Raw genomic sequence first — 26,011 nt, 5'->3', positions numbered from 1 at the left:
GCTCAGTAGGTGAGGCTCGGCAGCAGCAGGCCCGCCACGACCGCCACCACCGCGACGCCGGTCAGCGCGACCAGCAGCAGCACCCGGCCGGTCACCGGCCACCCGCCGGCCCGGGCGCGCAGCGCGGTGACCACCCCGGCCGCCGCGACGGGCACGCCCGCCAGCCCGATCCACTGGAGCACCTGGAGCCCGCGCAGGACCGGGAGCGGCACGTCGCCCAGCGACGCGATCGCGAGCACCGAGACCACCCAGCCCGCGAGCGCGACGAGCGCGGCCACCGCCGCCGCCCGGGTGAGGCCGTGCAGGACCCGGTCGGTCCGCGGCCGGGCCGCGACGACGACGCCGTACCGGCGCCGCCACAGCGCCCCCGCGGGCCAGGCGACCAGCGCGCCGAGCAGCACCACGACCGAACCGGCCAGCACCGTGCCGAGCAGCGCCGCGTCGCGCAGCGGGCCGACCGGCAGCTCGGTGAACGCCGCGTCGTGGCCCAGCGCGGTGACCCGGCCGTCGGCGTCGGTGCGCACGGTCAGCAGCCGCTGGCCGCCGACCTCCCGCCACAGCCCGGGCCGGACCTCGGCGTAGGCGGCCGGACGGACGTCGTTCGGGGCGGGGGAGACCAGCAGCGTGCCGTCCGGACGGGCCGCCACCCGCATCTGCCCCATCAGGTTCATCGCGCCCATGAAGGTGCTCGCCGACCGGCGCGCCGACTCGTAGGTGCCCGCGATCGCGGCGGCCCGGGCCGGGGTGCCGGCGTCCGGGGCGGGCGCCGGGCCCGCCGTGCCGGGCAGGTAGCGGTCGGTGAACCCCTCGGTCACCGCGCGCCGCAGCTCCAGCGTGTCCGCGCCGCCACGCCCGCTGCTGTTCGTCGTGACGAACACGCCGATCCGCTCGGCCGGATACAACTGCAGGTGCGAGTGGAACCACTGGGTGTCGCCGCCGTGGCCGAGGACGAGGTGGCCGTTGCGGCTCTCGTCGAACAGGCCGGGTGCCATCCGCGGCCCGTCGGCGAGCGCGCCGAGGGTGTCCGGGCCCAGCGCCGGACGCTGCATCAGCGCCCACGCGGCGGGGGAGAGCAGTGGGGTCGAACCGGGCGCGCCGAGCAGGGCCGAGGCGAACCGGCCCATGTCGGTGGCCGACGCGCTGAGCGACCCGGCCGGGGCCGGGCTGACGAACTCGAACGGTGCCGGCGGGGCGTCGACGCTGGTGTAGCCCTCCGACATCGCCCCGGCGGCGGCCGCGGGCAGCGGCTGGTCGAAGGTCGCGGTCGTCATGCCGGCACGGTCGAGCACCTCGCGCTGCACGTAGCGCTCGAAGGGCTCCCCGGTGACCCGCTCGACGACGTACCCGGCCAGGCCGTAGCCGTAGTTGGAGTACGACGGCACGGTGCCGGGGGTGCCGACCTGCTCGGGTGGGTCGGTGGCGAGGAACTCCCGCAGCGACGGGCCGCCCGGCGCGGCGCGGATGAGGCCGCGGATCTGCTCCTCGAAGCCCGCGGTGTGGCTCAGCAGGTTCCGCAGGGTCACCGGGCCTCGGGGCATCGGCACGTCGATGTCGAGGTAGCGGCGGACGTCGGCGTCGAGGTCGACCAGGCCGCGGTCGGCGAGCTGCAGCACGGCGACCGCGGTGGCCACCTTCGACACCGACCCGACCCGGAACAGCGTCCGGTCGGGGTCGACGGGTCTGCCCGGCCCGGCCGAGCCGTAGCCGCGGGTGGCGAGGACCTGCCCGTCGCGGACGACGGTGACCGCGGCCCCGGCGATCCCGGTCCGGTCGAGCGCGGCGGGGACGAGGCCGTCCAGCCAGGCGCCGACGTCGGCGGGGCCGAGCGGAGCGGTCGGGACGGCCGCCCGCGGGGCCGGGTCCGGAGCCGGCGCGGCCGGGGACCCGCAGCCGCCGACCAGGGCCGCGACCAGCACGACGAGCAGGGCGACGGCGGCGGGGCCGCGGCGGGGCGGGCCGCCGGTCCGGCATGCGGTGATCATGCCGTCGAGCCTCGCCGGAACGCGTCCCCGGCACATCGGGCGCGGGTCGGCACTGCGGCCTACGACCTCCGACGGAGGCCGCCCTTCCCCGCGCGAGGCCCCATCGGGGACCATGTCGCGCCATGGGAGTCCCGGAGCAGGTCCGCACGCAGCTCGCGACCTGGTGCACCGAGCAGGTACCCGACGGCGAGAGCGACCGGCGCCGGATCGCCTACACCACGGCCGGCAGCACCGTCACGATCCTCGACCGCCGGCCGCCCGCGTTCCCGGAACTGGGTACGGCGTGGTCGTCGACGGCGCTGGCGCAGCTGCGGGCCGACGACCCCGGGCCGGGCAGCTGGACGCTGTACCGCGTCGCCGACCCCGGCTCGGGGCAGCGCTGGCAGCCGGCGGGACCGCCGGACACCGACCCGTTCGTGCTGCTCGCGCAGGTCGCCGACGGGATCCGCGCGAGCAGCTGACGCTCAGTCCTCCCGACCGCCCGTGACGGCCGGGCGCGGGCCCGGGGCCATGGCCGACGGCGTCGACGGGCGGGACGGCTCGTCGTCGCGCGGCGCCGTGTCCGACCCGCGCGGGGCCGGGCGCGGTGCGGGCACCGGCGTCTCGACCGCCTCGTGGGCGGTGACCGGTCCGGCCTGCGCCGGGACGGCGACCGGGACCTCCGGTGCCTCCGCGGCCGTACGGGCGGCGGGCACCGACGACAGCGGCGGGACGACCGGGACCGCGGGGTCCGGCCGCACGGCGGCGGTGCGGTCCCCGGTGCCGCGCAGGAACCGCGCCGAGGCCTGGTTCAGCACCTCGAGCAGGGTCGTCCCGGACGAGGCTGCCCGCGGCTCGTCCCCGACGACGGCGAGCATCCGCGGCGCCGCCGCGGTCAGCAGCAGCCCGTCGGCCTGCATCGCACCCGCACCCAGCACGACCACCAGGTCGGCGGTGTCCGCCGGGGGCAGCGTGCCGAGGACGTCGTCGACGGGCTCGGAGACGACCAGGCCGAAGCCCGGGACGCCGCGGCCGGCGTCGGCCGCCCAGGTCTCGGCGAGCTGTGGGTGGGTCCCGGCGAGCTCGCCGAGCAGCCGGTCCAGCTCGTCCCGGTCGGCGACCTCGCGCCGGGCGCGGTCGAGCTCCTCGCACGCGTCGGTGTAGGCCTGCGGGTCGTGCGCCCGCAGCGCCGCGACGACGGCCTCGTGCTCCGGGGCCCGTGCCCCGTCGGGCACCCGGTCGGCGCAGGTGGCGGCCAGGCGCTCCAGCTCGTCGGCGGCCTCGGCGGGGTCGCCGTGCTCGTCGTAGTCGACGATCGCGCGGGCGACCCGCTCCGCGGCGGCCAGGTCCGGCACCGAGACCGGGGAGTCCTGCTGCAGGAACAGCACGTCGTGGCGGAGCGCGCCGACCGACCGTGCGGTCGCCGCCACCCGGTCCAGGGTGTCGGTGAGCGCGGGCAGCTCGGAGGGGTCCCGCGGGATCGGCAGCCCCAGCATCGAGCACAGCCGCGCGATCTCGTCGTCGCGGCGGGTCAGGTCGAGGTGGTGGACGATCGCGACCACGTGGTCGTGGTTCTGCGGGGCCTCACCGGCGACGCGGAAGCGGCGCAGGTGCGGCTCGGCGTCCTTCTGCTCCTGCGGGCGGAAGTAGGACCGGGTCCGGCCGCCGGAGTCGAGGAAGTCCAGGTAGCGGCGGATCACGTCGGCGCCGCCCTGGGGCAGCGGCTCCACGATCTCGATCGCGGGGCCTGCGGCGTAGCGGGCGCGGTCGTCGCGCTGGCGGGCGGAGTGCCCCTGGAGCGCCTCGAACTCGGCGCGCAGGCCCTGGTGGACCAGGCGGCCGACGACCTCGCGCAGCCGGTCGGCGTCCGGGGCCGCGGCGATGGTCTCCAGCGAGCGCAGCACGCAGCGGGCGACCTGGGTGACGGCGCCGCGCCGGTCGGCGTCGAGGTCGCGCAGCAGGCCGGGGACGATCCGGGCCTCACCGGTCTCGGCCCCGGCCACGACCCGTCCGGCCCGCTCGCAGCAGCCCGCGACGTCGGCCGGGTCGGGCATGCCGTCGACGTCGGGGAGCTGCTGGCCGCGCCGGGCGTTGCGGTCGGCGCCGACCCGGGCGAGCAGGCGGCGCAGCCGCTGCAGCTCGGGGACCGGCAGCTCCGGGAACGACGTGGCGACGCGGCCCGCGACGCTCGCCGGCAGCGCGTCGTGCACCGCGGCGACGCGCTCGGCGGGCGCACCGGTCAGCAGGACGCGCATGCCGTAGCCGGTCAGCTCGGCCAGCGCCCTGGCGAGCTCGCCGGGGCTGGTGTCGGAGAGCACGACGAGCGGCTCCTCGGCCACCACGCCGAGCAACGTCGACGGGTGGGCGGGGTCCTCCTCGGGGCGCGGCGGGGCCGCGGCCCCCAGCGCGGTCGACAGGGTCCGCAGACCGGCGGGCACCCGGCCGGCGCGCACGTCGCCCGTGATCCGCGCCGCCGCCGTCCGCGGTGCCGCTCCGCCGCGGCCGGCCGACGCCAGCCGTTCGACGAACGCGACGAGCGCGTCGATGTCCGTGTCCTCGGACACCCGGACGTCCAGCATCTCGCCTCACACCTCCGCCGTACCTGTGTCGTCGCCCCGGGGACGACGTTCACGGTGTGTATCGCCGTGGACGGCCCGGTGTTCCGCCTCCGCCGCGACTTTCCGGCCGGGACCGGTCGGCCACCGTCACGAGGAGCGACGGAGCCGGGTCCCTTTCGGGGCACACGGCGGGTGCGGGTTCGTCCACTCGGACGGCCCCGGCTCCCCGCGACAGGCTACCTGCTGGGGCGCCACGCTGGGCCGATCTCGTCGACACCGTGCAGCGACGCCCCCCTCAGCACCCTTTGCCATCCACAGTGGGTTAGCGAGTTCGTCCGGGCACTGCTCCATCGGAGTGAAATGCCCGAGTCAACAGCAGCGGGCGGACGGGACGCGGTCCTGACGGTCGGTCCGCTCCCGCCAGAACTCGCGCTCGCCCAGCACCGGGGCACCCGGATGGTGGGCCGCCCGATGGGCGAGGTACCGCTCGTAGTCGCGCTCCCCGGCGAGCTCGCGCAGGAACGTCCAGAACGCCCGGACCCGGCTCATCCGGAGCCCCCGGCCCGCGCGAGCTCGCGCTCCTCGCGGGTGGCGACGAGTCCGGCCGGCGCCTGGATCCGGGACTCGACGTACGGGTCCTCGGAGCCGCCGGGCAGCGGGCGTCCGCGCAGCGCGGCGACCCACACCCGGACCGAGTCGGCCAGCACGATGACGATGAGCACCGCGAACAGCGCGGTGAGCACGGTGTCGACGGTCGTGTTCACGACGACCTTCTGCATCGCCTCGACGGTCGTGGCGGTGCCCAGGCTGGTCTTCCCGGCGTCGAGCGCGGCCTGGTACTGGTCGCGCTGGGCCCAGAAGCCGAGCTTGGGGTTGTCGGAGAAGATCTTCTGGTAGCTCGCGGTCAGCGTGACGACGGCGTCGAACACCAGCGGCACGAGCGTGATCGGTGCGTAGCGGGCCCGGCCGGTGCGGATCAGCAGCGTCGTGCAGACGGCCAGCGCGACCGCCGCGAGCAGCTGGTTCGCGATGCCGAAGAGCGGGAAGAGCTGGTAGATCCCGCCCAGCGGGTCGTTGACGCCGGCGTAGAGCAGGTAGCCCCAGGCCCCGACGATGACCGCGCTGCAGATCCAGGCACCCGGGCGCCAGCCCGTGTCGCGGAAGCGCGGCCAGACGTTGCCGACCGTGTCCTGCAGGATGAAGCGCCCGACGCGGGTGCCGGCGTCCACCGTGGTGAGGATGAACAGCGCCTCGAACATGATCGCGAAGTGGTACCAGAAGGCCCGCATCGCGTCGCCGCCGAAGACCTGGGAGAACACCGTCGACAGTCCGACGGCCAGCGTCGGCGCCCCGCCGGAGCGCCCGACCAGGGTCTGCTCCTCCACGGCCTGCGCGGCCGCGGTCAGGTCGGCGGGGGAGATCGTGAACCCGATCTGCTGCACCGCGGCGGAGGCGGACTCGACCGTCGGCCCGAGCACCGTCGCGGGCATGTTCATCGCGAAGTAGAGGCCGGGGTCGAGGATGCAGGCCGCGGCCAGCGCCATGATCGCGACGAAGGACTCGGTGAGCATCGCGCCGTAGCCGATGACCCGGATCTGGGACTCCTTCTGGATCAGCTTCGGCGTCGTGCCCGAGGCGACCAGGGCGTGGAACCCGGACAGCGCACCGCAGGCGATGGTGATGAAGACGAACGGGAACAGCGAGCCCGCCGCGACCGGGCCCTGCCCGTCGGAGGCGAACCGGGTCAGCGCGTCCATCTGCAGCGACGGCCAGGCCAGCAGGATCGAGGCCGCGAGCAGCACGACCACGCCGACCTTCATGAACGACGACAGGTAGTCGCGCGGCGCGAGCAGCATCCAGACCGGCAGCACCGAGGCGGCGAAGCCGTAGACCACCAGCGCGAGGGTCAGCTGGTTCGCGGTCAGGTGGAAGACCTCGCCCCAGGACGAGTTCTGCACCCAGCCGCCGCCGACGATGGCCAGCAGCATCAGCGCGACGCCGACCACCGAGACCTCGATGATCTTCCCCGGTCGCAGGTAGCGCAGGTAGAAGCCCATGAACAGGGCGATCGGGATCGTCATCGCGAGCGAGAACGTGCCCCACGGCGAGTCGGCCAGGGCCTGCACGACGACCAGCGCCAGCACCGCCAGCAGGATCACCATGATCGCGAGGACGGCGACGATGGCCGCCGTACCGCCGACCGGCCCGATCTCCTCGCGCGCCATCTGGCCGAGGCTGCGCCCGCTGCGACGGGTGGAGAAGAACAGCGTGACCATGTCCTGGACCGCGCCCGCGAACACGACGCCGACGATGATCCAGATCGTGCCGGGCAGGTAGCCCATCTGCGCCGCGAGCACCGGACCGACCAGCGGGCCCGCACCGGCGATGGCCGCGAAGTGGTGGCCGAACAGCACCCGGCGGTCGGTGGGCTGGAAGTCCTGCCCGTCGTCGAGGCGCTCGGCCGGGGTGGCACGGGTGTCGTCCACGCGCAGCGCGCGGTGGGCGATGAAGCGGGAGTAGAAGCGGTAGGCGATCGCGTAGGAGGCGACCGCGGCGAACACCAGCCAGGCCGCGGAGATCTCCTCGCCGCGGGTGAACGCGACGATCGACCAGGCGATCGCCCCCACCACCGCCACCGCGACCCAGATCGCGATCTGCTTCGGGTCGCGACGACGGGCCGTGCCCGTCCCCCCGGCCCCTGGCTCTCCCGGCCGCTCCGTCGTGACCATGCCGCCCCCTGCTCGTGCACCGTGCGTGACCGACGCCGTCGTGGAGTCGACCCGGTCGGGCACGTTACGTCGAGCAACGTTCGCTGTCACCGGTCGTGGGACCGCCGTTACCGAGTCTCGACCCGGGGTCCCGTCCGCGGGGGCGGCGGACGGGGCGACTCCGGTGTGGTCGGCACGCAGCACGGAGCCCCCGCACACCGGGCGGTGTACGGGGGCTCCGTGGGTCCCGCGCGGCCGGGGCCGCGGTGGGTCAGGCGCCGAGGCGCTGCTTCAGGGCCTCGAACTCGTCGCGGATCGAGGTCGGGAGGTTGTCCTCGCCGATCGTGGCGAACCACTCCTCGATCAGCGGGATCTCGGCCTTCCACTCCTCGACGTCGACGGCCAGCGAGGCCTCGACGTCGGAGCGCTCGGCGTCGACGCCGTCGAGGTCGAGCTGGTCGGCGGTCGGCACGAACCCGATGGGGGTGTCGACGGCGGCGGCCTTGCCCTCCAGGCGCTCGATGCACCACTTCAGGACGCGGCTGTTCTCACCGAAACCGGGCCACAGGAAGCGGCCGTCCTCGCCGCGGCGGAACCAGTTGACGTAGAAGATCTTCGGCAGCTTGTCCGCGTCCGCGCCCTTGCCGGTGGCGACCCAGTGGGCGAAGTAGTCGCCGACGTTGTAACCGAGGAACGGCAGCATCGCCATCGGGTCGCGGCGGACCTCACCGACGGTGCCGGCCGCGGCCGCGGTCTTCTCCGAGGACATGGTCGCGCCCATGAAGGTGCCGTGCTGCCAGCTGCGGGCCTCGGTGACCAGCGGGACGGTGGTCTTGCGACGGCCGCCGAACAGGATCGCCGAGATCGGCACGCCGTTGGGGTCGTTCCACTCCGGGGCGACGACCGGGCACTGGTCGATCGGCACGGTGTAGCGGGAGTTGGGGTGTGCGGCCTTGACGCCCGAGTCGGGCGTCCAGTCGTTGCCCTTCCAGTCCGTCAGGTGCTGGGGGTCGCCCTCGAGGTCCTCCCACCACACGTCGCCGTCGTCGGTCAGCGCGACGTTGGTGAACAGCGCGTTCCCGGCCTCGATGGTGCGCATGGCGTTCGGGTTGGTCTTCCAGTTGGTGCCCGGCGCGACGCCGAAGAACCCGAACTCGGGGTTGGTGGCGTAGAGCCGGCCGTCCTCGCCGAACTTCATCCAGGCGATGTCGTCGCCGACGGTCTCGGCGCGCCAGCCGGGCACGGTCGGCTGCAGCATCGCGAGGTTGGTCTTGCCGCAGGCGCTCGGGAAGGCGGCGGCGACGTAGTAGGCCTTCTCCTCCGGGCTGATCAGCTTGAGGATCAGCATGTGCTCGGCGAGCCAGCCCTCGTCGTGCGCCATGGCCGAGGCGATGCGCAGCGCGTAGCACTTCTTGCCCAGCAGGGCGTTGCCGCCGTAGCCGGAGCCGTAGCTCCAGATCTCCCGGGTCTCCGGGAAGTGGCTGATGTACTTGTCCTCGTTGTGCGGCCACGGGACGTCCGCCTGACCCTCGGCCAGGGGGGCACCGATCGAGTGCAGGGCCTTGACCCAGCGGTCACCGGCCTCGTCGAGCAGCGGCAGGATGTGCGCGCCCATCCGGGTCATGATCTTCATGGAGATCACGACGTACTCGGAGTCGGTGATCTCGACGCCCAGCTTCGGGTCCTCGGCGTCGGTCGGGCCCATGCAGAACGGGACCACGTAGAGGGTCCGGCCCTTCATGCTGCCGCGGTACAGCTCGGTCATCGTCCGCTTCATCTCGGCGGGCGCGACCCAGTTGTTGGTCGGCCCGGCACCGCGCTCGGTCTCGGTACAGATGAAGGTCCGCTCCTCGACGCGGGCGACGTCGCCGGCGTCGGACGCGGCGTAGAAGGAGTTCGGCTTCTTCTCCGGGTCGAGCCGCACGATGGTGCCCTGCTCGACCAGCTGGTCGGTGAGCCGGGTCCACTCCTCGTCCGAACCGTCGCACCACACGACGCGGTCCGGGGCGGTCAGCTCGGCGATCTCCTGGACCCAGGCCGCGACGCCCTGGTTGGTGGTCGGTGCCTTGTCGGTGCCCGGAACGGTCGCTGCAGTCATGTCGTCCTGTTCTCCTCGCCGGCCCCGGCCCGTCACCGGGGGAACTACGACGGGCCCGCGACCGGAGTCGGTGACGGGCCCAGACGGGAAAAGGTGGATTCCGAGGCTACCTGCGAAATAGTGCGCCACCCATGGGTGGAGTTGAGAGGTCAGGCACAGCACCGATCATGTAAATCGATCCAGTAGCCGACGGACGACGGCGATGTCCGCCCAGGTGACAGGCATGTCACACGAACGCAACCTGTTCCCGGTGACCGATTCGGGGACGATCTGTGACATCGGCGGGCACATTCCGGGAGAAGCGCCGTGGAAATTCACCCGCAGGCCGGAAGCGACCGTTTCAACGCATTCTCGGAACCCACTTAGGGTTTTCAGGAACGGAAGCGGTCAGCGCACCGCGGCGACGGCGCGCGCGAGCTCCGGAACCATGATCGGGAGACGGTGCGCGGTCACCTGCCAGTAGCGCGTGCCGGGGTCGCCGGCCCGCCAGGCGTCGGCGAGCCGGACGACGGCGTCCGGGTCGATCCGCCGGCGCGGCCGGGGCCGCATCCCGCAGCGCTCACGGACGCCGGCGTCGAGCGCGCGCCAGGCGTCCTCGGCGGTGGTGTGGACCGAGACCTCCGGGCGGCCCGGGACGACGTCGTGGTCCTCGGCGCCGGGATTCCCGGCGCCGTCCACGGAATCACCGGGGTGCTCCCCGAGCACCAGGGTGTAGGCGCTGACCACCTCGTACGGCACGGCTGTCTCCCGTGTGGAGTCGGCACCGGCGACCGGCACCGGTCGCCGCGGACGAGCCGTAGTGAACCAGCCGGGGCACACCGGATCCGCCGAACGAGCGTCCGACGGGGCCGCGCGTCGCCGGAACCACCCGTCCGGGCGGCCGGACGGTCACCCGTGACCGTCACGGGTGGTCACCCGGCGCTCACACCCCGCGACAAGCGGTCAGCGGCGGGCGACCGCGTGTCCGGCGTCGGAGTCCACCGCGGAGGCACCGGCCGCCAGGACGTCCCGGTGCGCGCGGCGCAGGCCGAGCCCGGCCGTCACCAGCACCACCGCGACGGCGACCGCCGCCACCCCGGACGCGACGTCCACCCCGTGCACGAACGCCTCCCGCGCGGAGGCCAGCAGGGCCGCCGCGGTGTCGGCGGGCATCGTCGTCGCGACGTCCGCAGCCCCGCCGAGGGTCTCTCCGGCCGAGGACGGCGTCCCGTAGGGGAGCACGACACCCGCCCGGTACACCGCGGACAGCACCCCGCCGACCAGCGCGGTGCCGAGCACCGCACCGACCTCGTAGGCGGTCTCGGAGACCGCGGCCGCGGCGCCGGCCTTCTCCGGCGGGGCGGCGGCGAGGATCGCGTCGTTGGTGACGGTCTCGGACAGCCCGATCCCCGCGCCGATCAGCACCGCGGCCGTCATCAGCAGCACGACGGCCGAGTCCACCTGCAGGAACAGGCAGACCACGTAGCCGGTCAGGACGAGCGCGAGCCCGGTCGCGACGAGCTGGTGCAGCGCGAACCGGCGGGCCAGCCGCGCGGCGGCGAGCCCGGCCACGACCGTCACCACGAAGCCCGGCAGCAGGAGCAGGCCCGCCTGCAGCGGCGAGTACCCGACGACCAGCTGGAGGTACTGGGCGGAGAAGAACAGCAGCCCGGTGAGCCCGAACATGGTGGTGGCGTTGGCCAGCGCGCTGTGCCGGAGCACGGGGCGGGCGAACAGCTCCAGGTCGATCAGCGGGTCCAGGCCGCGCCGCACGCGTCGCCGGTAGTGGGTGACGAACGCGGCCCCGGAGCCGACACCCACCAGCACCGACGCGACGACGGCGGGGGTCACCCCGCCCGCGGACCCGGCCAGCTTGAGGGCCAGGACCAGCGGTCCCATCGTCAGCAGCGACAGCACCACGCCGACCAGGTCGAGCCGGCCCGGCTCGGTCTCCCGCGACTCGGGCACCACCAGCGGCGCGACGACGAGCAGCAGCGCCATCGGCGGCACGCTCATCACGAAGATCGAGCCCCACCAGAAGTGCTCGAGCAGCAGCCCGCCGACGATCGGGCCGAGCGCCGCGCCCGCGGCGAACCCGGTCGCCCAGATCGCCAGCGCGAGTCTGCGGTGGGTCCGGTCGAGGAACACCGACCGCAGCAGCGCCAGCGTGGAGGGCATCAGCATCGCGCCGAACACGCCGAGCAGGGCGCGCGCCGCGACGAGCTGGGCGGCCGAGGTGGCGAACGCGGCGAGCAGCGAGACCGCACCGAAACCGGCGACACCGATCATCAGCAACCTGCGGCGGCCGATCCGGTCGCCGAGGGTGCCCATGGTGACCAGCAGCCCGGCGAGCACCAACGGGTAGACGTCGACGACCCACAGCAGCGTCGCCGCGTCCGGGCGGAGCGCGGCCGAGAGCTCCGGCAGCGCCACGCCGAGCACCGTGTTGTCGATCGATACCAGCAGCGTGGGGATGGCGAGCACCGCGAGCGCGAGCCAGGCGCGCGGCCCGGGCCGCGGCGCCACGTCCGGCCCGCCCGTGTCCATCGCCGCGCCCCCTGCGCCGACCTCCGGCCGTGCCATCGCCGTTCTCCCTCGTGCTCGTCGTCCCGTGGTGCCCGGATCCGGACGCAGCTTTACCGTCCGGACGGTACATCTTTATACCGTCCAGACGGTACAGTCCATTCCCGGCCGGGGCTGTGAGGCGGGGCACGGGCACTAGGCTTCGCCCATGGCGTCCCACTCCGAACGACGGAACGCGGGGACACGGGGACCGGGCTCGGCCCGCGACCGGGTCCTCGACGCGTACGAGACGCTGCTGATCGAGCAGGGGCCCGGTGGCGCCACCCTCGACGCGGTGGCGGCGGCGGCCGAGGTGTCCAAGGGCGGGCTGCTCTACCACTTCAACTCCAAGGAGTCGCTGGTCGGCGGCCTGCTGGAGCGGCTGCGCGAACGCAGCGCCCGGGACGCCGAGCTCATGCGCTCGGACACGGCGGGCACCGTGGCCTACTATCTGCGCACCTCGATGCCGGGCAACACCTCGCCGGTCGGGCTGACCCGCACCTACCTCGCCACCCTGCGCATCGCCGACGGCACCACCTCCGGGGAGGCCGCACGGAGCGCGCTGGCCGACGTCGACGCCGACGGGCTCGCCGCGCTCGGCGAGGAGATCCACGACCCGGTCGTGGCCTGGCTGGTGCAGCTCGTCGGGGACGGCCTCTACCTGCGCACCCTGACCGGCGCACCGCTCACCGGCGGGGTGTCGACCGACGAGCTGCTCGACACACTGCGGGAGCTGCTCGCCGCCCGTTCCTGAAACGGATGAACACATCGCGCGCAGAGCGCGTCGAACCGGTCGCGCGGGGTAGTCTCCAACCCTGCACACGCACGGGGAGGGGCCCACTGTGGAGGGAACCGGCGGCTATCTCGCACTGGTCGTGGTCGGAGTGGCGATCACGGTCGTCGTGGGCCAGATCCTGCTGCGCACCGGACAGCCGTTCCTGGAGGACGTCTTCCAGAACACGGAGACGTCGCACTCCATCAACCGGCTGCTGGTGGTGCTGTTCCACCTGCTGACCCTCGGCGTCCTCGGCATGATCTCGGTGATCGACATCGAGAGCATCACCGGCGTGCAGCAGATCGTGTTCAAGATCGGAGCCGTGCTGCTGATCGTCGGGATCGCCTATGGCGTCTCGATGCTCGTGCTGCTGCGCATCCGCGAGCGGCGCCGCCAGCAGAAGGTGTCCGCGGACATCGACCGCTCCATCGCCGAGCAGCGCCGCGGCGTCGGCCGGTTCCGGCGCGGCGCGAACACCGACAGCGAGGGCCGCACCCCCGCCGACCAGCCGGAGGACTGACCCAGGGCTCAACCGGGGCCTCCGGGCAGGCCGGTCACCGCGTCGGCGAGACCGTCGCCGTCGAGGTCGGTCCAGAACTCCGGACCCCGTCCCGTGTCGACGACGAGCGTCTCCGCCACGCCGTCGCCGTCGGCGTCGCGGGCGGCGGGCCCGGACACCGGGACCGACCCCACGACGCCGGAGCGGGCCCGCGGCACCCGCACCCACCAGGGGACGGGCAGCGCCGCGGCGACCACCGCACCCGCCAGGGCCGTGCTCCCGGCCGGTACCGGCGGCTCAGCACGCACGGGACGCCTCCGGCAGCCCGCGGTCGGCGTCGGAGATCCGGCGCAGCAGCTCGTGGTCCGCGGCGAGCAGCACCGCGTCGCGCACCCGCCGGGCCAGCGCACGGTCCCGGGCGGAGCGGGCCACCCGCACCCGGGCCGCGACGAGCGCACCCACCAGCAGGACGAGCCCCGCGAGAGCGGGCAGCACCCCGGGACCCCCGGCCGGGAGCACCCGGGCGCCGGCCGCGAGGACCGACGCCACCCACACCGCCGATCCGGACAGGACCGACACCGACCACGCCCCGCGTTCCCGGCCCGGTGCGACGGCGAGCACCCGGCCCGCCGCGGCGACGAGAGCCCCGCAACACGACGGTGACGGAACGTGAGTGACATGCGTCACGCGCGCGCCGTGATGCCGCAGTGCGGCTGCGGCCGCACGGCGGCGCAGGACCGGTCCGCTGCGGCGCGCCCAGGTGTCGTCGAGGGTGCGGGCGGGGCCGTCGAGCGCGGCCGTCCACCACCGGACGTCGCCGGCCCGCCCCGCGCGCCGGGCCGCGTCCGCCGTCAGGCCGTCGACCTGCACCGACAACGTCGCCAGAAGATCGGCGCGGGCCTGGTCGAGCGCGGTGCGCAGCGGCGGTCCGATGCTGCCCGACAGCGGTTCCCGGTCCATGCCGGACAGTCTCGGAGGGACCGCTCCCGGGTGGATCCGTAGGACTGCGCAGCGGACCCGGGTGATCGTCGTCCTTTCTCATGGGCAAGGCTGAACCGCAGCGTGGACACGGACGAATCAACCGACCGGGGCAACCCCACGGGCTCCAGGGACGTCCACTGATCGGGCAATACCGAAGACGCCCGACACCAGAACCGCAACCGGACCGTGATCGCGTCGTTGGACGAGTAAGCGGACCTGTATGGAGGAAGTGTGAGCGCCGTTACGCCCGCCCGCCCGACCGTCACGCCCGAGGCCAGCGCTCCTGCGCGCCCCGGGCGTCAGAACGGTGCCGGTGCCGGACAGTCGCCGTTCCCGGCGAGCCCTGCCCGACCCGGCGGGCGCGCTCCGCTGGCGCCGCAGCCGGAGGGACCCGAGGGCTTCCGTCGCCCGCGGCCCCGCCCGGCTCCGCGCCGTAGCGCGAACCCGGCGGTCTCGGTCATCGTGCCGACCCGCAACGAGGCCCGGAACCTCGAGATCGTGCTGCCGGCCATCGCCGCGGTGCGCCCGGCCGTGCACGAGGTCATCGTGGTCGACGGCAACTCGACCGACAACACGGTCGCCGTCGCGCGGCGCACGCTGCCCTGGGCGCGCGTCATCACCCAGACCCGCAAGGGCAAGGGCAACGCGATGGCCTGCGGCTTCACCGCCGCGACCGGTGACGTCATCGTCATGTTCGACGCCGACGGCTCGGCCGACCCGAACGAGATCCCGGCCTTCGTGAACGCGCTGGTCAAGGGCGCCGACTTCGCCAAGGGCAGCCGGTTCTGCAAGGGCGGCGGCTCGGACGACATCACGCTGCTGCGCAAGTCCGGCAACGCCGGCCTGAACACCGTCGCGAACCGGCTGTTCGGCACGCGGTACTCCGACCTCTGCTACGGCTACAACGCCTTCTGGGCCGACCTGCTCCCGCAGCTCGAGCTCCCGGACCCGGCCGCGCCGCAGCCCGAGGACGGCTCGATGCTCTGGGGCGACGGTTTCGAGATCGAGACCGTGCTCAACTGCCGCGTCGCGGCCGCCGACCTGACGATCACCGAGGTGCCGTCGGTCGAGCGCGAGCGCATGTTCGGCGAGACCAACCTGCGGACCTTCGCCGACGGCACGCGCGTGCTGCGTACCCTGATGGCCGAGCACCGTCGCATGGAGCAGCGCCGCAAGGCGTCCGGCTACGCCCGCTGACGCTGCTCCCACCGGCCGCCCCCGCCGGTCCGCAGCCCCATGAGGAGCGATTGCACGTGAGCGCCCTGCCGACCGCCACCGTGGTCGTCTGCGTCTACACCGAGAAGCGCTGGTTCGACATCAAGGCCGCCGTCGACTCGGTCCTCGACCAGGACGTGACCCCGCTGGAGACGATCGTCGTCGTCGACCATAACGAACGCCTGCGCGAGCGGGCCGAACGCGAGTTCGGGCCGCTCGGGGTGGTCGTCGTCGCGAACGACAAGAAGCAGGGCCTGTCCGGCGCCCGCAACACCGCGGTCGAGCTGGCCTCCGGTGAGGTCGTCGTCTTCCTCGACGACGACGCCGCGGCCCGCCCCGGCTGGCTGCACGCGCTCCTCGCCCCGTACGAGGACCCGGACGTCATCGGCGTCGGCGGGGTCGCGCACCCGAAGTGGCCCGACGGGCGTCCGCGGACGCTGCCCGGTGCCGCTCCCGGGGACCCGAACGCCACCGGTGAGCTCGACTGGGTCGTCGGCTGCACCTACACCGGCCAGCCCACCGAGCGTGCCGAGATGCGCAACCTCATGGGCTGCAACATGTCCCTGCGCGCCGAGGTGTTCACCCGCGTCGGCGGGTTCGCCGAGGACATGGGCCGGATCGGCAAGAACCCGCTGGGCTGCGAGGAGACCGAGCTCTGCATCCGGGCCCGGCAGGCCTACGTCGCCGACGGCCGGAACCCGCGCATCCTGTTCGAGCCGCGCGCCGCCGTCGACCACCGGGTGTCCGACGACCGCGTCTCCTGGCGCTACCTGCTGCGCCGCGGCTGGGCCGAGGGCATCTCCAAGGCCGCCGTGTCCAAGGTCGTCGGGACCGGGGACTCGCTGTCCACCGAGAGCAGCTACACGATGAAGGTGCTGCCCGCGGGCGTGATCCGCGAGGCGAAGGAGCGCAACGCCGCGTCCGCCGCCGCGATCGTCGCCTGCTTCGGCGTCACCGCCGCCGGCTACGTCCGCGGCCGGCTGCCCGGCGCGACCGCCCACGTGCGGCTGCCCGCGGGCCGGAACACCGGTGCCTGACCGGGCCACCGCCCCGGAGACCCCGCACCCGCACGACACCCGGATCCGCTCCTACGTCCACCAGCGTGTCCGGCTCTCCGAGGGCCAGCAGTCCGCCTGGGACCGGCTGTGGTCGACGTGGGGTTCCGAGGTCGACGACGTCGTGGCGGCAGGGGTCTGGGACCCGGCGGCGATGTTCGGCCGGACCGCGCCGCTCGTGCTGGAGATCGGGTCCGGCATGGGCGAGACGACGGCGTCGCTCGCGACGGCCGAGCCGGGGATCGACCACGTGGCCGTCGAGGTCTTCGAGCCCGGCCTGGCCCAGCTGCTCATGCGGATCGAGCAGGGCGGCCTGACCAACCAGCGGCTGTTGCGCGGCGACGCCGTCGAGCTCCTGAGCCGGGTCGTCCCGCCCGCGTCGCTGGACGGGCTGCGCATCTTCTTCCCCGACCCGTGGCCCAAGCGGCGCCACCACAAGCGCCGGTTGATCCAGCCGGAGTTCGCCGCTCTGGCGGCGTCACGGCTGCGCCCGGGCGGGCTGCTCCACCTGGCCACCGACTGGCCGCACTACGCCGAGCAGATGCGCCGGGTGGTCTCCGCGGAGCCGTCGCTGCGCCCGGACGACCACTTCCCGCTCCGTCCGGACGGCTGGCAGGACCGTCCGTCGTGGCGTCCGGTCACCAAGTTCGAGGACCGGGCCCGGCTGGAGGGACGACCGGTTCGTGACCTGCTGTACGTCGCCGACCACGCCCCCGGCACCGGTGACACACGGAGAGTGACCGACTACGGTCGGGAGCACCCCCGATCCGGATCCCCACCCGAGTGACCCCCGAAGGACGCCCGTGACGACGGTGGAGCACGGCAAGAACTCGCACCCCGCCCCCGCGGCACCGAAGCGGCCGGTCGACCGACCGCCCGGCTTCCGGCCGAGCCCGACGCCCCGCCCGATGACGGGCCCGCCGCCGGGCGCCCCGTCGGGTCCGGGTCAGGGGCCCGGCCCGGTGTCCGGGGAGTCCGGCGCGGAGCGGTCCGGCCGGTCGGTGTCGATGGTCCCGCTGGTCGGTCCGGTCGAGGGCCCCGTGCAGGCCACCACCGCCGTGGCGCGGCCCGGGGTGGAGACGACGACCGTCGTCGACCGGTCGCGGGTGCGGCAGGCTCCGCCACGGGAGCAGGGCCCGTCGCGGGAACAGGGGCAGCCGCGGGAGCAGGGGCCGGGCGGGTCCGGGCCGCTGCGGGACCCGCAGGCCCCGGCCGAGCAGGCCACGGTCGCGACGCCACTGCCGGAGCGCATGACCGTCGCGACCCCGGTCCCGGGAACGGCCCAGGCCCCCGGAACCACCCCCGGCTCCGGAACCACCCCGGCCCCGGGATCGCAGCGCCCGGCCGCGGGGAGCCGCGAGCACGTCCTCAACCGGGTCGACGGCCCGGGCGCCGCGACCGCGGTCGTCCGCGTCGCGCCCCCGGCGGAGAACCGCACCGCACGGCCGGTGGAGGGCCGTGGCGCGCCGTCGGCCGGGAGCCGCACCGCGCCCCCGGCAGAGGCCACCGGTGGCTGCCCGGTCACCGGGCACGGACGCTCCGGCGGACACCCGCCGCCCCCCGGCGTCGCCGACGAGCGGGACCCCGCCCCCGTCGACCCGGCCGTGGCCGAGGAGTTCCTGCGCCAGGTGTACGCCGAGACCGAGCCGGGCGTCCCGCTGCCGGAGCGGCTGCGCCAGGTCCGCGCCGAGATCGACCGGGTCGGCACCTACACCCACACCACGCACGAGCTGGTCTTCGGCACCCGGGTGGCCTGGCGGAACTCCGCGCGCTGCATCGGGCGCCTGTACTGGCAGTCGCTGCAGGTCCGCGACCTGCGCCACCTGAACGACCCGGCCGACATCGCGCAGGAGAGCGTCGGGCACCTGCGCGCCGCCACCCGCGGCGGGAAGATCCGTTCGACGATGACGGTGTTCGCGCCGGACGCCCCGGGGCGTCCCGGCCCGCGGATCCGTAACGACCAGCTCGTCCGCTACGCCGGGCACCGCAACCCCGACGGCACCGTCACCGGCGACCCGGGGCAGGCCGACTTCACCGACCACGTCGTCGGGATGGGGTGGCCGCGACCGCAGCCGGCGGGCCGGTTCGACGTGCTGCCGCTGCTGATCACCGGCCCGGACGGGCGGTCCCGGCTGTTCGACGTCCCGCCGGACGCCGTGCACGAGGTCCCGCTGCGCCACCCCGAGCACCCCTGGTTCGCCCGGCTCGGGCTGCGCTGGCACTCGGTGCCCGCCATCAGCAACATGCCGCTGGAGATCGGCGGGGTCGTGTACCCGGCCGCCCCGTTCAACGGCTGGTACCTCGACACCGAGGTCGGCGCCCGCAACCTCGCCGACACCGACCGCTACGACCTGCTGCCCGAGATCGCGAAACGGCTCGGGCTCGACACCCGGTCGGTGCGCACGATGTGGCGGGACCGGGCGATGGTCGAGCTGGTCCGCGCGGTCACCTACTCCTTCGACGCCGACGGCGTCACCATGGCCGACCACCACAGCGAGGCCGAGCGGTTCATGACCTTCCTGGCGAAGGAGGAGGCCGCGGGACGGCGCTGCCCGGCCGACTGGAGCTGGATCGTGCCGCCGATGTCGGGCTCGCAGACCCCGGTCTTCCACCGCTACTACGACGAGCCCGACCCGGATCTGCGGCCGGCGTTCCTGGAGCCGCACGGGCTGCGGCCCCGCGACGACCAGGGCTGAGGGCCGTTCAGGGCCGGGCGGTGACCGGGCTCAGGCCCGGCACCTGCCGGGTGCGGCCCCGGAACTCGGCGACGACCGTCCCGTCGTCGGCGCGGACGGTGACGTCGTAGAGCCCGGACCGGCCGCTCGCGGCCCGCTCGACCGCCTCGGCGGTGAGGACGTCGCCCTCGTGCGCCGGGCGCAGGAACGCGATGTCCGCGCCGCTGGCCAGGGCGGAGACGCCGTGGGAGTTGCTGGCGTAGGCCATCGCGGTGTCGGCGAACAGGAACAGGTAGCCGCCGTGGCAGACCCCGTGCCCGTTGACCTGGTCGGGACGGACGGTCATGGTCGCCGTCGCCCGTCCGGGGGTGACCGCGACGACGTCGACCCCCGCCGCACGGCTCGCCCGGTCGCCGTCGCGCATGATCTCGGCGGTCCGGGTGGCGAGCTGCTCCGGCCCGGTCGGTGGGTTCTCCATGGGGACAGTCTCACCCGCGTGGGCGCCGGGCCGGGCGGGCGGGGCGACGGCGGCTAGGCTCCCCGGCATGAGCAGCGGGACGGGGCAACACGGACGCGGCGTTCCGACGGGCCCGCAGGAGCGCGTGCTGCTGGTGTGGGACGCGCCCAACATGGACATGAGCCTCGGTTCGCTGCTCGGCGCCCGCCCCACCTCGGCCTACCGTCCGCGGTTCGACGCCGTCGGCCGCTGGCTGCTCGACCTCGCCGGCCCCGAGGCCGAGGCCGAGGCGTGTGTGTTCACCAACGTCGCCCCGGGCAGCATCGATATCGTCCGGCCCTGGGTCGAGGCCCTGCGCAACGTGGGTTTCGCCGTCTTCGCCAAGCCGAAGACCAGCGAGGACTCCGACGTCGACGACGACATGCTCGCCCACATCGGCATGCGCTCGGCCGAGGGCAGGCTGCGCCACGTCGTCGTCGCCTCGGGGGACGGGCGGGCGTTCCGGGAGCCGCTGGAGAAGCTCATCGAGGTCGGAACCGACGTCACGGTGATCGGCTTCCGCGAGTACGCCGGGTTCGCGCTGGCCTCGGAGACGCTGTCGTTCCTCGACCTCGAGGACATCGACGGCGTGTTCCGCGAGCCGCTGCCGCGCGTCTCGCTGGAGACCCTGCCCGACGAGGGCGCCTGGCTGCCGCCGTTCCGGTCGCTGCGCTCGCTGCTCGACCGCCGCTGACATGGCGGTCCTCCAGCGGCTCACCGCCCCGGTCGCGCTGCCCTGCACGCCCGGCTTCCCGGTCGTGCGTGACGCGGTCCTCGACGTCGACGACACCGGCCGGATCGCGTTCTTCGGCACGGCCTCCGACGCGCCGGCGACCGACGCCGTGGTGCGGCCGCTGCCCGGGCTGCTCATGCCCGGCATGGTCAACACGCACTGCCACACCCCCATGTCGCTGCTGCGCGGGATGGGCGGCGACCTGCCGCTGATGCCGTGGCTGACCGAGGTCATGTGGCCCGCGGAGGGCCTGCTGACCGAACAGGACGTCCACGCCGGGATGCTCGCGGGCTGCCTGGACCTGCTGCGGACCGGCTGCACCACCAGCGTCGAGATGTACTTCTTCACCGACGCCCTGGCCGACGCCGTCCGCACCGCGGGCTCGCGGGCCGTGCTCACCCCGGGGATCATCGCCGCGCCCGGCTGGGACCGGCTCGGGACCTGGGAGCAGATGCGCGACGACGTCTCCGCCCGGATCGACGCCCATGGCCTGGTCCCCGACGACGACGGCCGGATCGAGCTGGGCTACGGCCCGCACTCGGCCTACACGCTGCCGTCGGGTGCGCTGGAGTCGGTCGCCGCGGCCGCCCGCGAGCGCGGCGCGCTGGTGCACACCCACGTCGCGGAGTCCCGCGGCGAGGACGCCCACGTGCGCGAGGCCCACGGCTCCGTCCCGGCGATGCTCGACGCGGGCGGCGCGCTCGGCGGGCGGGTGCTGGCCGCGCACTCGGTCCACCTGTCCGACGACGACATCGCCGTCTACGCCCGGCACGGCGTCGCCGTCGCGCACTGTCCCGGCTCGAACGCGAAGCTCGCGGCGGGCACCGCCCGGCTGCTGGACCTGCGCCGGGCCGGGGTCCGGGTGGGTCTGGGCACCGACGGTCCCGCCTCCTGCGACGACCTGGACCTCTGGCACCAGGCGCGGCTCGCCGGGCTGATGGCACGGGTCGGGGCCGACGACGCCGCCGCCCTCACCGCCGCCGACGTGCTGCTCATGGGCACCGCGGACGCCGCGCACGCTATCGGCCGCGACGACCTCGGCGCGCTGGAGGCCGGGCGGCGGGCGGACGTGGTGCACGTCGACACCGACGACTCCGCGTTCGTCGCGCCGTCGGACGACGCGCAGCTCGTGTCGAACCTGGTGTGGGCAGGCGGCTCCCGCCTGGTCCACGACGTGTGGGTGGGCGGCGAGCAGGTCATCGACGCCGGTGAGCCGACCCGGGCCGACCGCCGGGCGTCACTCGCCGCGGTGCGGTCGATCTCGGCGCGGCTGCGCGGGCAGGTCTGAGCGGTCCCGCGCCCGTCAGCGGCCGAGTACGGCCGCGAGGTGCGGGTCGGTGAAGCGGCGGTCGGGGTCGAACCGATCGCGGACGGCGCGGAACGCCTCCCACCCCGGGTAGGCGACGGCGAGCTCGTCCGGCCCCCAGGCGTGCCGGGTGGTCCAGCAAGGCCGCCCGTCGGCGTCCTCGCAGACCGCGCCCGCGAGCCGGCGGACCGGCTCCTCCGCCGGTCCGCGGGTCCGCAGCCGCAGGTAGGCGGTGTCCCGACCGGACGCCGGGTGCAGCAGACCGGTCTCGGCCCGTCCGGTGCGCACCCGCACGGGACGCAGCTCCCGCCCCCGCGCGGCGACGGCGGCCCCCAGCTCGCGCAGGACCGTCCCGAGCGCGGCACGCGGCACAGCCCACTCGGACAGGTCCGGGTCCCACGGCTGCGGGTCCGGCAGTACCTCGTGCGGCGGCCCGGCCGTGCCGGGCGCCCAGCGCTGCGGCGGCGGCCACCCGGACCGCAGCCCCACCCCGGAGGACCACCACGACGACGCCAGCCGCGACACCGCCTGCCCCCAGCCGGCGCGCTCGACCGGACCGGTCGCCTCGGGCCCCGGCTCGGCCCAGCGCAGCACCGCGGACCCGGCGTGCGCCGACGGGCTGACCGCGATGTCGCACTCGGTCCAGGCGTGCTCGCCGAGCAGGTCCTCGCCGAGCACCTCGTCGATGCCGACGGCGCGCTCGTGCACCTGCAGCCGCGTGAGCGGGACGGTGCGGAGCTCCAGCGCGGTCGCGATGCCCAGTGCGCCGAGCCCGCAGCGGGCGGCGTCGAGGTCGGGTCCGGTGACGTCGCGGACCGTGCCTCGGCCGTCGACCAACCGGACGGCCCGGACCTGGCCGGACAGCGAGCCCTCCGCGGGGGCGCCGCCGTACATGCCCAGCCCGGTGGCGCCGCCGATGGTGGCGCGGGGCGCGTCGGGCACGGTGGCCAGCGCCCGGCCGGCGGCGGCGAGGGCGACGCAGAGGTCCGCGACGGTCTCCCCGGCCCGCACCCGCACGGTGTCCTCGCCGATCTCGACGACGCCGGTCAGCGCGGACACGTCGAGTAGTACGTCATCGGTCCGGACGAGGGGTCCCGGGGCGCGGCCGCCGGCACCGGTGGGGCGGACGGTGGCGCCCCGTTCCGCGGCCCGTCGCACGGCCGTCACGACGCCGGCCTCGTCGAGCGGGCGGTCGGTGCGCCGGGGGCCGGTCGCGGCGGGATCGGTGCTCATCCCTCGCAGGGTAGAACGCCGAGGGTCACCGTGCGGAACGATTCGAGTACGCGTCGCGGCGCGTCGTACGGCCGTCCGGTGGGACGGCGGTGAACGTGGTGGCGGGTGTGCCGGACGGGACGGCGAAACATGCAGCGAATGCCCTCTTGTGACCCGGACGGCCGCCCGATACGGTCACACTCCGTGGCGATCATGTCGCCACGCGAGTCCGGGACGAGGATGTCCCGCACTCGGCCCCGTCGCCCTGCCCGGAACCGCGCTCCCCACGGCTCCGGTCGGCGCCGACGGCGTCACCGGTGTCGCGCGCGCCACGCCGGTGGCCTCCGCACGCGCGAGGGCCGGGTGCGGTGGTCGGCTCCCTCCGACCATCGCCCCGGCCCTCGCCTTGCGTGCTGACGACCCAGCTCCCCAGCCGGTCGTCACCTCATCCCGCGGTCCCAAGGTGTGTCCGCGGGATGTTCTGGTGCATCCTCGGCGCTCCCGGTCCCCACCGGTCCTGCCGTGCGGCCGTACGCCTGTGGCGTGCGGTTACTCCCCGGGACGCTCCGGGGGTGTCGTGGTTGCCTCGCGTACCGATCCGGTCCCGAAAGGGTGCCGAACGGCCGTACCGCGCCGCCCGTGCCGGCGGAGCGACCGGGCCGGATACCCGTCCGGTCGCTCGGACGCCGCTCAGGCCGTGCGGGTCAGCCGGTGCCGCCCGGCACCGCCCAGCAGATCGGCGATCGCGGCCCGGTCCGCGGCGCGCTCGGCGTCGCGACGACGGCGCAGCATCACCATGGCGGCGTCGCCCGGTGTGTTCCAGGCGCCGTCGTCCTGCTCCTGCGGCGCGTGGCCGAGCGGCTGCGCCGGGACCGGTGCGACCTCGGCGTGGAACGCGGCGACCGTGTCCCCGGTCGGCCGGACCGCGCCACCGCGGCGGGTCGTGCGGACGGTGCCGCGGTGGACGCGGCGCACGGCGTTGCCGGCGCTCCCGCTCCGCCGGCCGTCCCGCCAGCCCCCGACGGTGAGGGCGTGGAAGATCGGGGTCTCCTCCTGGATCTCGTCGTGCGACTCGTGCCGGCCGGGGAACGGCCAGCTCTCCTGCGCGGCGCGTCGCGCCCGGATCGACGACTCGAGGCCACCCGCAGCGCTGTCGAACTCGTACACCCGCCGTACCTCCTGCTCGCCTGACATGTGGGGACCCACGGCCTGGTCCGTATCGCGTACACCCGGTACCGCCGTTCGGCCCACTCACCCGGTCAACGGGTGACACACGAGAGGGGAAACGGGGGTGACAGTTCTGGTTGCGAGGTCCCCTCGTACGAGTGGCGTGACCGGTCCAGGACTCTCCGTGTTGTCTACGGAGCGTGTTCACCCGGCCTCCTCCTGGAGCAGTCGGTGACGTCGGTTCGGAGTCCGGCCCGTCGGAAGCCCTCGGCGACGGGTCCTCGCCTCGGCCCAGGTGACCACGATCCGGCACGTCGCGACCACCATGCGGCGGTGCGTCACCACATCGCCACTCCTTCGTGCCGGTGCGGCCCACGGAGTGTCGACTACACGGGTGTAGTTCGACGGAAAGTCACGAATGGCTGTCAGCACTGCTCCGTCCGTTCCGGCGCTGGGCCGTCCGGGGTGCAGTGCTCGGGGGCCGGGCCGTCACCGTTGCGTGCACCGCGCCACCCCGGCCGATCCGCCCTACCGTCGTCCCATGACGGAGCGGACCGGGCGGTCCGCCGCTCCTGCCGGGAGCGGCATCCCGCGCCCACGGCACGACGACGACCCTGCCCTTCGCGGGCGCGCGTCCGCGGACGGGCACCACGCGGAACCGGCGCACGCCGCGGACGAGGACTCCGGCGCCGGGCACGCACGTGTGGTCGCCCCGCGGCCCGCCGATCCCGGGGCCGGCGCCCACCGGGCCACCCCCGCCCCGCACGACGACACCGAGCCCCTCCTCGACGACACCACCGACCACCATCGCGGCGCCGGCGAGCGGACCGGGCCGCACGTCGCGGACCCCGCGGCGCGGGCCGCCGGGGCGCGCCCCCGCCCGTCACCGCGGGCGGAGATCCCGCGCCCGCTGCGGATCGCCTCCGAGGCCTGTGCCCGGATGCTCGTCATCGCCGCCGGATTCGCGCTGCTCGTCTTCCTCGTGATCGAGCTGCGGGTCGTGGTCGTCCCGGTGGCGATCGCGGTACTGCTGTCCGCACTGCTCGCCCCGCTGGTCCGGTGGCTGCACGAGCGGCGGGTGCCCCGCGGCATCGCGACGGCGCTGGTGATGGTCGGTGGTCTGGCCGCGCTCGGGGGGCTGCTGACCGCCGTCGTCAGCACCCTGGTCGACGGCACGTCCCAGGTGGTGGCGGAGGTCACCGACAACGTCGGCTCGCTGCAGGGGCTCGCCGACGCGACGCCGTTCCGGATCGACGTCGGCGTGCTCGGCGACCAGGTGCTGCAGGCGGTGCGCGACAACCAGCAGACGCTGACCTCCGGCGCGGTGACGACCGCCGCGACCGTCGGGGAGATCCTCGCCGGGTTCGCGCTCTGCCTCTTCGCGTTGATCTTCATGCTCCACGACGGCCGCCGCATCTGGGGGTTCGTCCGGCTGCTCGCCCCGCGGGCCCGGCGCTCGCGGGTCGACGTCGCCGCCCGCCGGGCGTTCGCCTCGCTCGTCGGCTACGTACGGGCGACGGTGCTGGTCGCGATCGTCGACGCCATCGGGATCGGCCTGGGCCTGTGGGCGACGGGTGTGCCGTTCGTGCTGCCGCTGGCCGCGCTGGTGTTCCTCGGTGCGTTCGTGCCGATCATCGGGGCGGTGCTGACCGGCGCCGTCGCGGTGCTGGTCGCGCTGGCCACCGAGGGACCGGTGACCGCGCTGATCGTGCTCGGTGTCGTGCTGGCGGTGCAGCAGCTGGAGAGCCACGTGCTCCAGCCGGTGCTGATGGGCCGGGCCGTCCGGCTGCACCCGCTGGCGGTCGCGCTCGGCGTCGCGGTCGGGGTGGTCGTCGCCGGGATCGCCGGCGCGCTGCTCGCCGTCCCGCTGCTGGCCGTACTGACCGCCGCGGTGCGGTCCCTGGTCGCGTCGCGCGAGGTCGCGCCGCGGGCGGTGGACCCGCTGCGCCCGCGCGAGGCGAACCCGCCGCCCGCCCTGCCGGGCTGAGCGCACGCCCTGCCGCGCAGTGCCTGCGGTGGGACGATCGCGCC

At 74.8% G+C, this 26,011-nt stretch carries 22 protein-coding genes; 10 read left to right on the top strand and 12 right to left on the bottom strand.

Annotated features, from left to right (window positions below):
• Window positions 1–2 precede the first annotated feature (2 nt).
• Complete coding sequence (locus DMP15_RS03055; protein WP_073576099.1) at window positions 3–1,982, bottom strand: serine hydrolase domain-containing protein; 1,980 nt, start codon at window positions 1,980–1,982, stop codon at window positions 3–5.
• 122 nt (window positions 1,983–2,104) lie between these two features.
• Here DMP15_RS03055 and DMP15_RS03050 point away from each other — a divergent pair, with 122 nt between their 5' ends.
• A complete protein-coding gene (locus DMP15_RS03050; RefSeq protein WP_073576100.1) occupies window positions 2,105–2,443 on the top strand; it encodes a DUF3024 domain-containing protein in 339 nt (112 codons plus the stop codon).
• A gap of 3 nt (window positions 2,444–2,446) precedes the next feature.
• Here the strand turns inward: DMP15_RS03050 and DMP15_RS03045 are convergent, their stop codons facing one another.
• The 6 genes from DMP15_RS03045 to DMP15_RS03020 form a co-directional block, all read right to left on the bottom strand.
• Window positions 2,447–4,540: a hypothetical protein gene (locus tag DMP15_RS03045; RefSeq protein ID WP_073576101.1), complete on the bottom strand. Its 2,094-nt coding sequence runs from the start codon at window positions 4,538–4,540 to the stop codon at window positions 2,447–2,449.
• Between the two features lie 348 nt (window positions 4,541–4,888).
• Complete coding sequence (locus DMP15_RS03040) at window positions 4,889–5,068, bottom strand: YbdD/YjiX family protein (protein WP_073576102.1); 180 nt, start codon at window positions 5,066–5,068, stop codon at window positions 4,889–4,891.
• Entirely contained in the window at window positions 5,065–7,248 is a 2,184-nt protein-coding gene (locus tag DMP15_RS03035; protein ID WP_202416704.1) for a carbon starvation CstA family protein, read from the bottom strand. The genes DMP15_RS03040 and DMP15_RS03035 overlap by 4 nt, the downstream gene beginning before the upstream one ends.
• A gap of 250 nt (window positions 7,249–7,498) precedes the next feature.
• Window positions 7,499–9,325 (bottom strand): phosphoenolpyruvate carboxykinase (GTP), encoded by a 1,827-nt coding sequence (locus tag DMP15_RS03030; RefSeq protein ID WP_062398923.1) that lies wholly within the window; start codon window positions 9,323–9,325, stop codon window positions 7,499–7,501.
• Window positions 9,326–9,712: 387 nt separating this feature from the next.
• The gene (locus DMP15_RS03025; RefSeq protein WP_073576155.1) at window positions 9,713–10,063 is read right to left on the bottom strand and encodes a hypothetical protein; all 351 of its coding nucleotides are present in this window, start codon (window positions 10,061–10,063) and stop codon (window positions 9,713–9,715) included.
• Between the two features lie 204 nt (window positions 10,064–10,267).
• Window positions 10,268–11,887, bottom strand: a complete 1,620-nt coding sequence (locus DMP15_RS03020) for an MFS transporter (protein WP_083658710.1) — start codon at window positions 11,885–11,887, stop codon at window positions 10,268–10,270.
• 148 nt (window positions 11,888–12,035) lie between these two features.
• Here DMP15_RS03020 and DMP15_RS03015 point away from each other — a divergent pair, with 148 nt between their 5' ends.
• Window positions 12,036–12,620, top strand: a complete 585-nt coding sequence (locus DMP15_RS03015) for a TetR/AcrR family transcriptional regulator (protein WP_073576103.1) — start codon at window positions 12,036–12,038, stop codon at window positions 12,618–12,620.
• Window positions 12,621–12,708: 88 nt separating this feature from the next.
• Window positions 12,709–13,161 (top strand): hypothetical protein, encoded by a 453-nt coding sequence (locus tag DMP15_RS03010; protein WP_073576104.1) that lies wholly within the window; start codon window positions 12,709–12,711, stop codon window positions 13,159–13,161.
• Window positions 13,162–13,169: 8 nt separating this feature from the next.
• On the opposite strand, the gene DMP15_RS03005 is transcribed toward DMP15_RS03010, so the two are convergent.
• Both DMP15_RS03005 and DMP15_RS03000 read right to left on the bottom strand, forming a co-directional pair.
• Complete coding sequence (locus DMP15_RS03005; protein WP_073576105.1) at window positions 13,170–13,448, bottom strand: DUF6802 family protein; 279 nt, start codon at window positions 13,446–13,448, stop codon at window positions 13,170–13,172.
• Window positions 13,438–14,100 carry a hypothetical protein gene (locus DMP15_RS03000; protein WP_073576106.1) on the bottom strand — a complete coding sequence of 221 codons (663 nt, stop codon included), beginning with the start codon at window positions 14,098–14,100 and terminating at the stop codon, window positions 13,438–13,440. Before DMP15_RS03000 ends, DMP15_RS03005 begins: the two co-directional genes overlap by 11 nt.
• Window positions 14,101–14,490: 390 nt before the next feature.
• On the opposite strand from DMP15_RS03000, the gene DMP15_RS02995 reads away from it, so the two are divergent.
• The 4 genes from DMP15_RS02995 (at window position 14,491) to DMP15_RS02980 (ending at window position 19,087) form a co-directional block, all read left to right on the top strand.
• A complete protein-coding gene (locus tag DMP15_RS02995) occupies window positions 14,491–15,318 on the top strand; it encodes a glycosyltransferase family 2 protein (protein ID WP_235975560.1) in 828 nt (275 codons plus the stop codon).
• A 56-nt stretch (window positions 15,319–15,374) separates the two neighbouring features.
• Window positions 15,375–16,373, top strand: a complete 999-nt coding sequence (locus tag DMP15_RS02990) for a glycosyltransferase family 2 protein (RefSeq protein ID WP_202417942.1) — start codon at window positions 15,375–15,377, stop codon at window positions 16,371–16,373.
• A complete protein-coding gene (trmB, locus tag DMP15_RS02985; protein ID WP_073576108.1) occupies window positions 16,366–17,178 on the top strand; it encodes a tRNA (guanosine(46)-N7)-methyltransferase TrmB in 813 nt (270 codons plus the stop codon). Before DMP15_RS02990 ends, trmB begins: the two co-directional genes overlap by 8 nt.
• A gap of 817 nt (window positions 17,179–17,995) precedes the next feature.
• On the top strand, window positions 17,996–19,087 hold the full coding sequence (locus tag DMP15_RS02980) for a nitric oxide synthase oxygenase (protein ID WP_301549258.1): 1,092 nt from the start codon (window positions 17,996–17,998) through the stop codon (window positions 19,085–19,087).
• A gap of 7 nt (window positions 19,088–19,094) precedes the next feature.
• Here the strand turns inward: DMP15_RS02980 and paaI are convergent, their stop codons facing one another.
• The gene (paaI, locus tag DMP15_RS02975; RefSeq protein ID WP_073576109.1) at window positions 19,095–19,544 is read right to left on the bottom strand and encodes a hydroxyphenylacetyl-CoA thioesterase PaaI; all 450 of its coding nucleotides are present in this window, start codon (window positions 19,542–19,544) and stop codon (window positions 19,095–19,097) included.
• 67 nt (window positions 19,545–19,611) lie between these two features.
• On the opposite strand from paaI, the gene DMP15_RS02970 reads away from it, so the two are divergent.
• Window positions 19,612–20,256 (top strand): NYN domain-containing protein, encoded by a 645-nt coding sequence (locus tag DMP15_RS02970; protein WP_073576110.1) that lies wholly within the window; start codon window positions 19,612–19,614, stop codon window positions 20,254–20,256.
• A 1-nt stretch (window position 20,257) separates the two neighbouring features.
• Complete coding sequence (locus DMP15_RS02965) at window positions 20,258–21,583, top strand: amidohydrolase family protein (protein WP_337825422.1); 1,326 nt, start codon at window positions 20,258–20,260, stop codon at window positions 21,581–21,583.
• 15 nt (window positions 21,584–21,598) lie between these two features.
• Here the strand turns inward: DMP15_RS02965 and DMP15_RS02960 are convergent, their stop codons facing one another.
• Window positions 21,599–22,834, bottom strand: a complete 1,236-nt coding sequence (locus DMP15_RS02960; protein ID WP_073576112.1) for a D-arabinono-1,4-lactone oxidase — start codon at window positions 22,832–22,834, stop codon at window positions 21,599–21,601.
• 669 nt (window positions 22,835–23,503) lie between these two features.
• Window positions 23,504–23,980: a hypothetical protein gene (locus DMP15_RS02955; protein WP_073576113.1), complete on the bottom strand. Its 477-nt coding sequence runs from the start codon at window positions 23,978–23,980 to the stop codon at window positions 23,504–23,506.
• 541 nt (window positions 23,981–24,521) lie between these two features.
• Here DMP15_RS02955 and DMP15_RS02950 point away from each other — a divergent pair.
• Entirely contained in the window at window positions 24,522–25,967 is a 1,446-nt protein-coding gene (locus DMP15_RS02950; RefSeq protein ID WP_083658712.1) for an AI-2E family transporter, read from the top strand.
• The last annotated feature ends 44 nt before the right edge of the window (window positions 25,968–26,011 follow it).

This window comes from Pseudonocardia sp. UM4_GMWB1 (assembly GCF_017312155.1).
GTDB lineage: Bacteria > Actinomycetota > Actinomycetes > Mycobacteriales > Pseudonocardiaceae > Pseudonocardia > Pseudonocardia alni.
The sequence above is the reverse complement of the archived record's forward strand: the minus strand, read 5'-3'. Positions and strand labels throughout refer to the sequence as shown.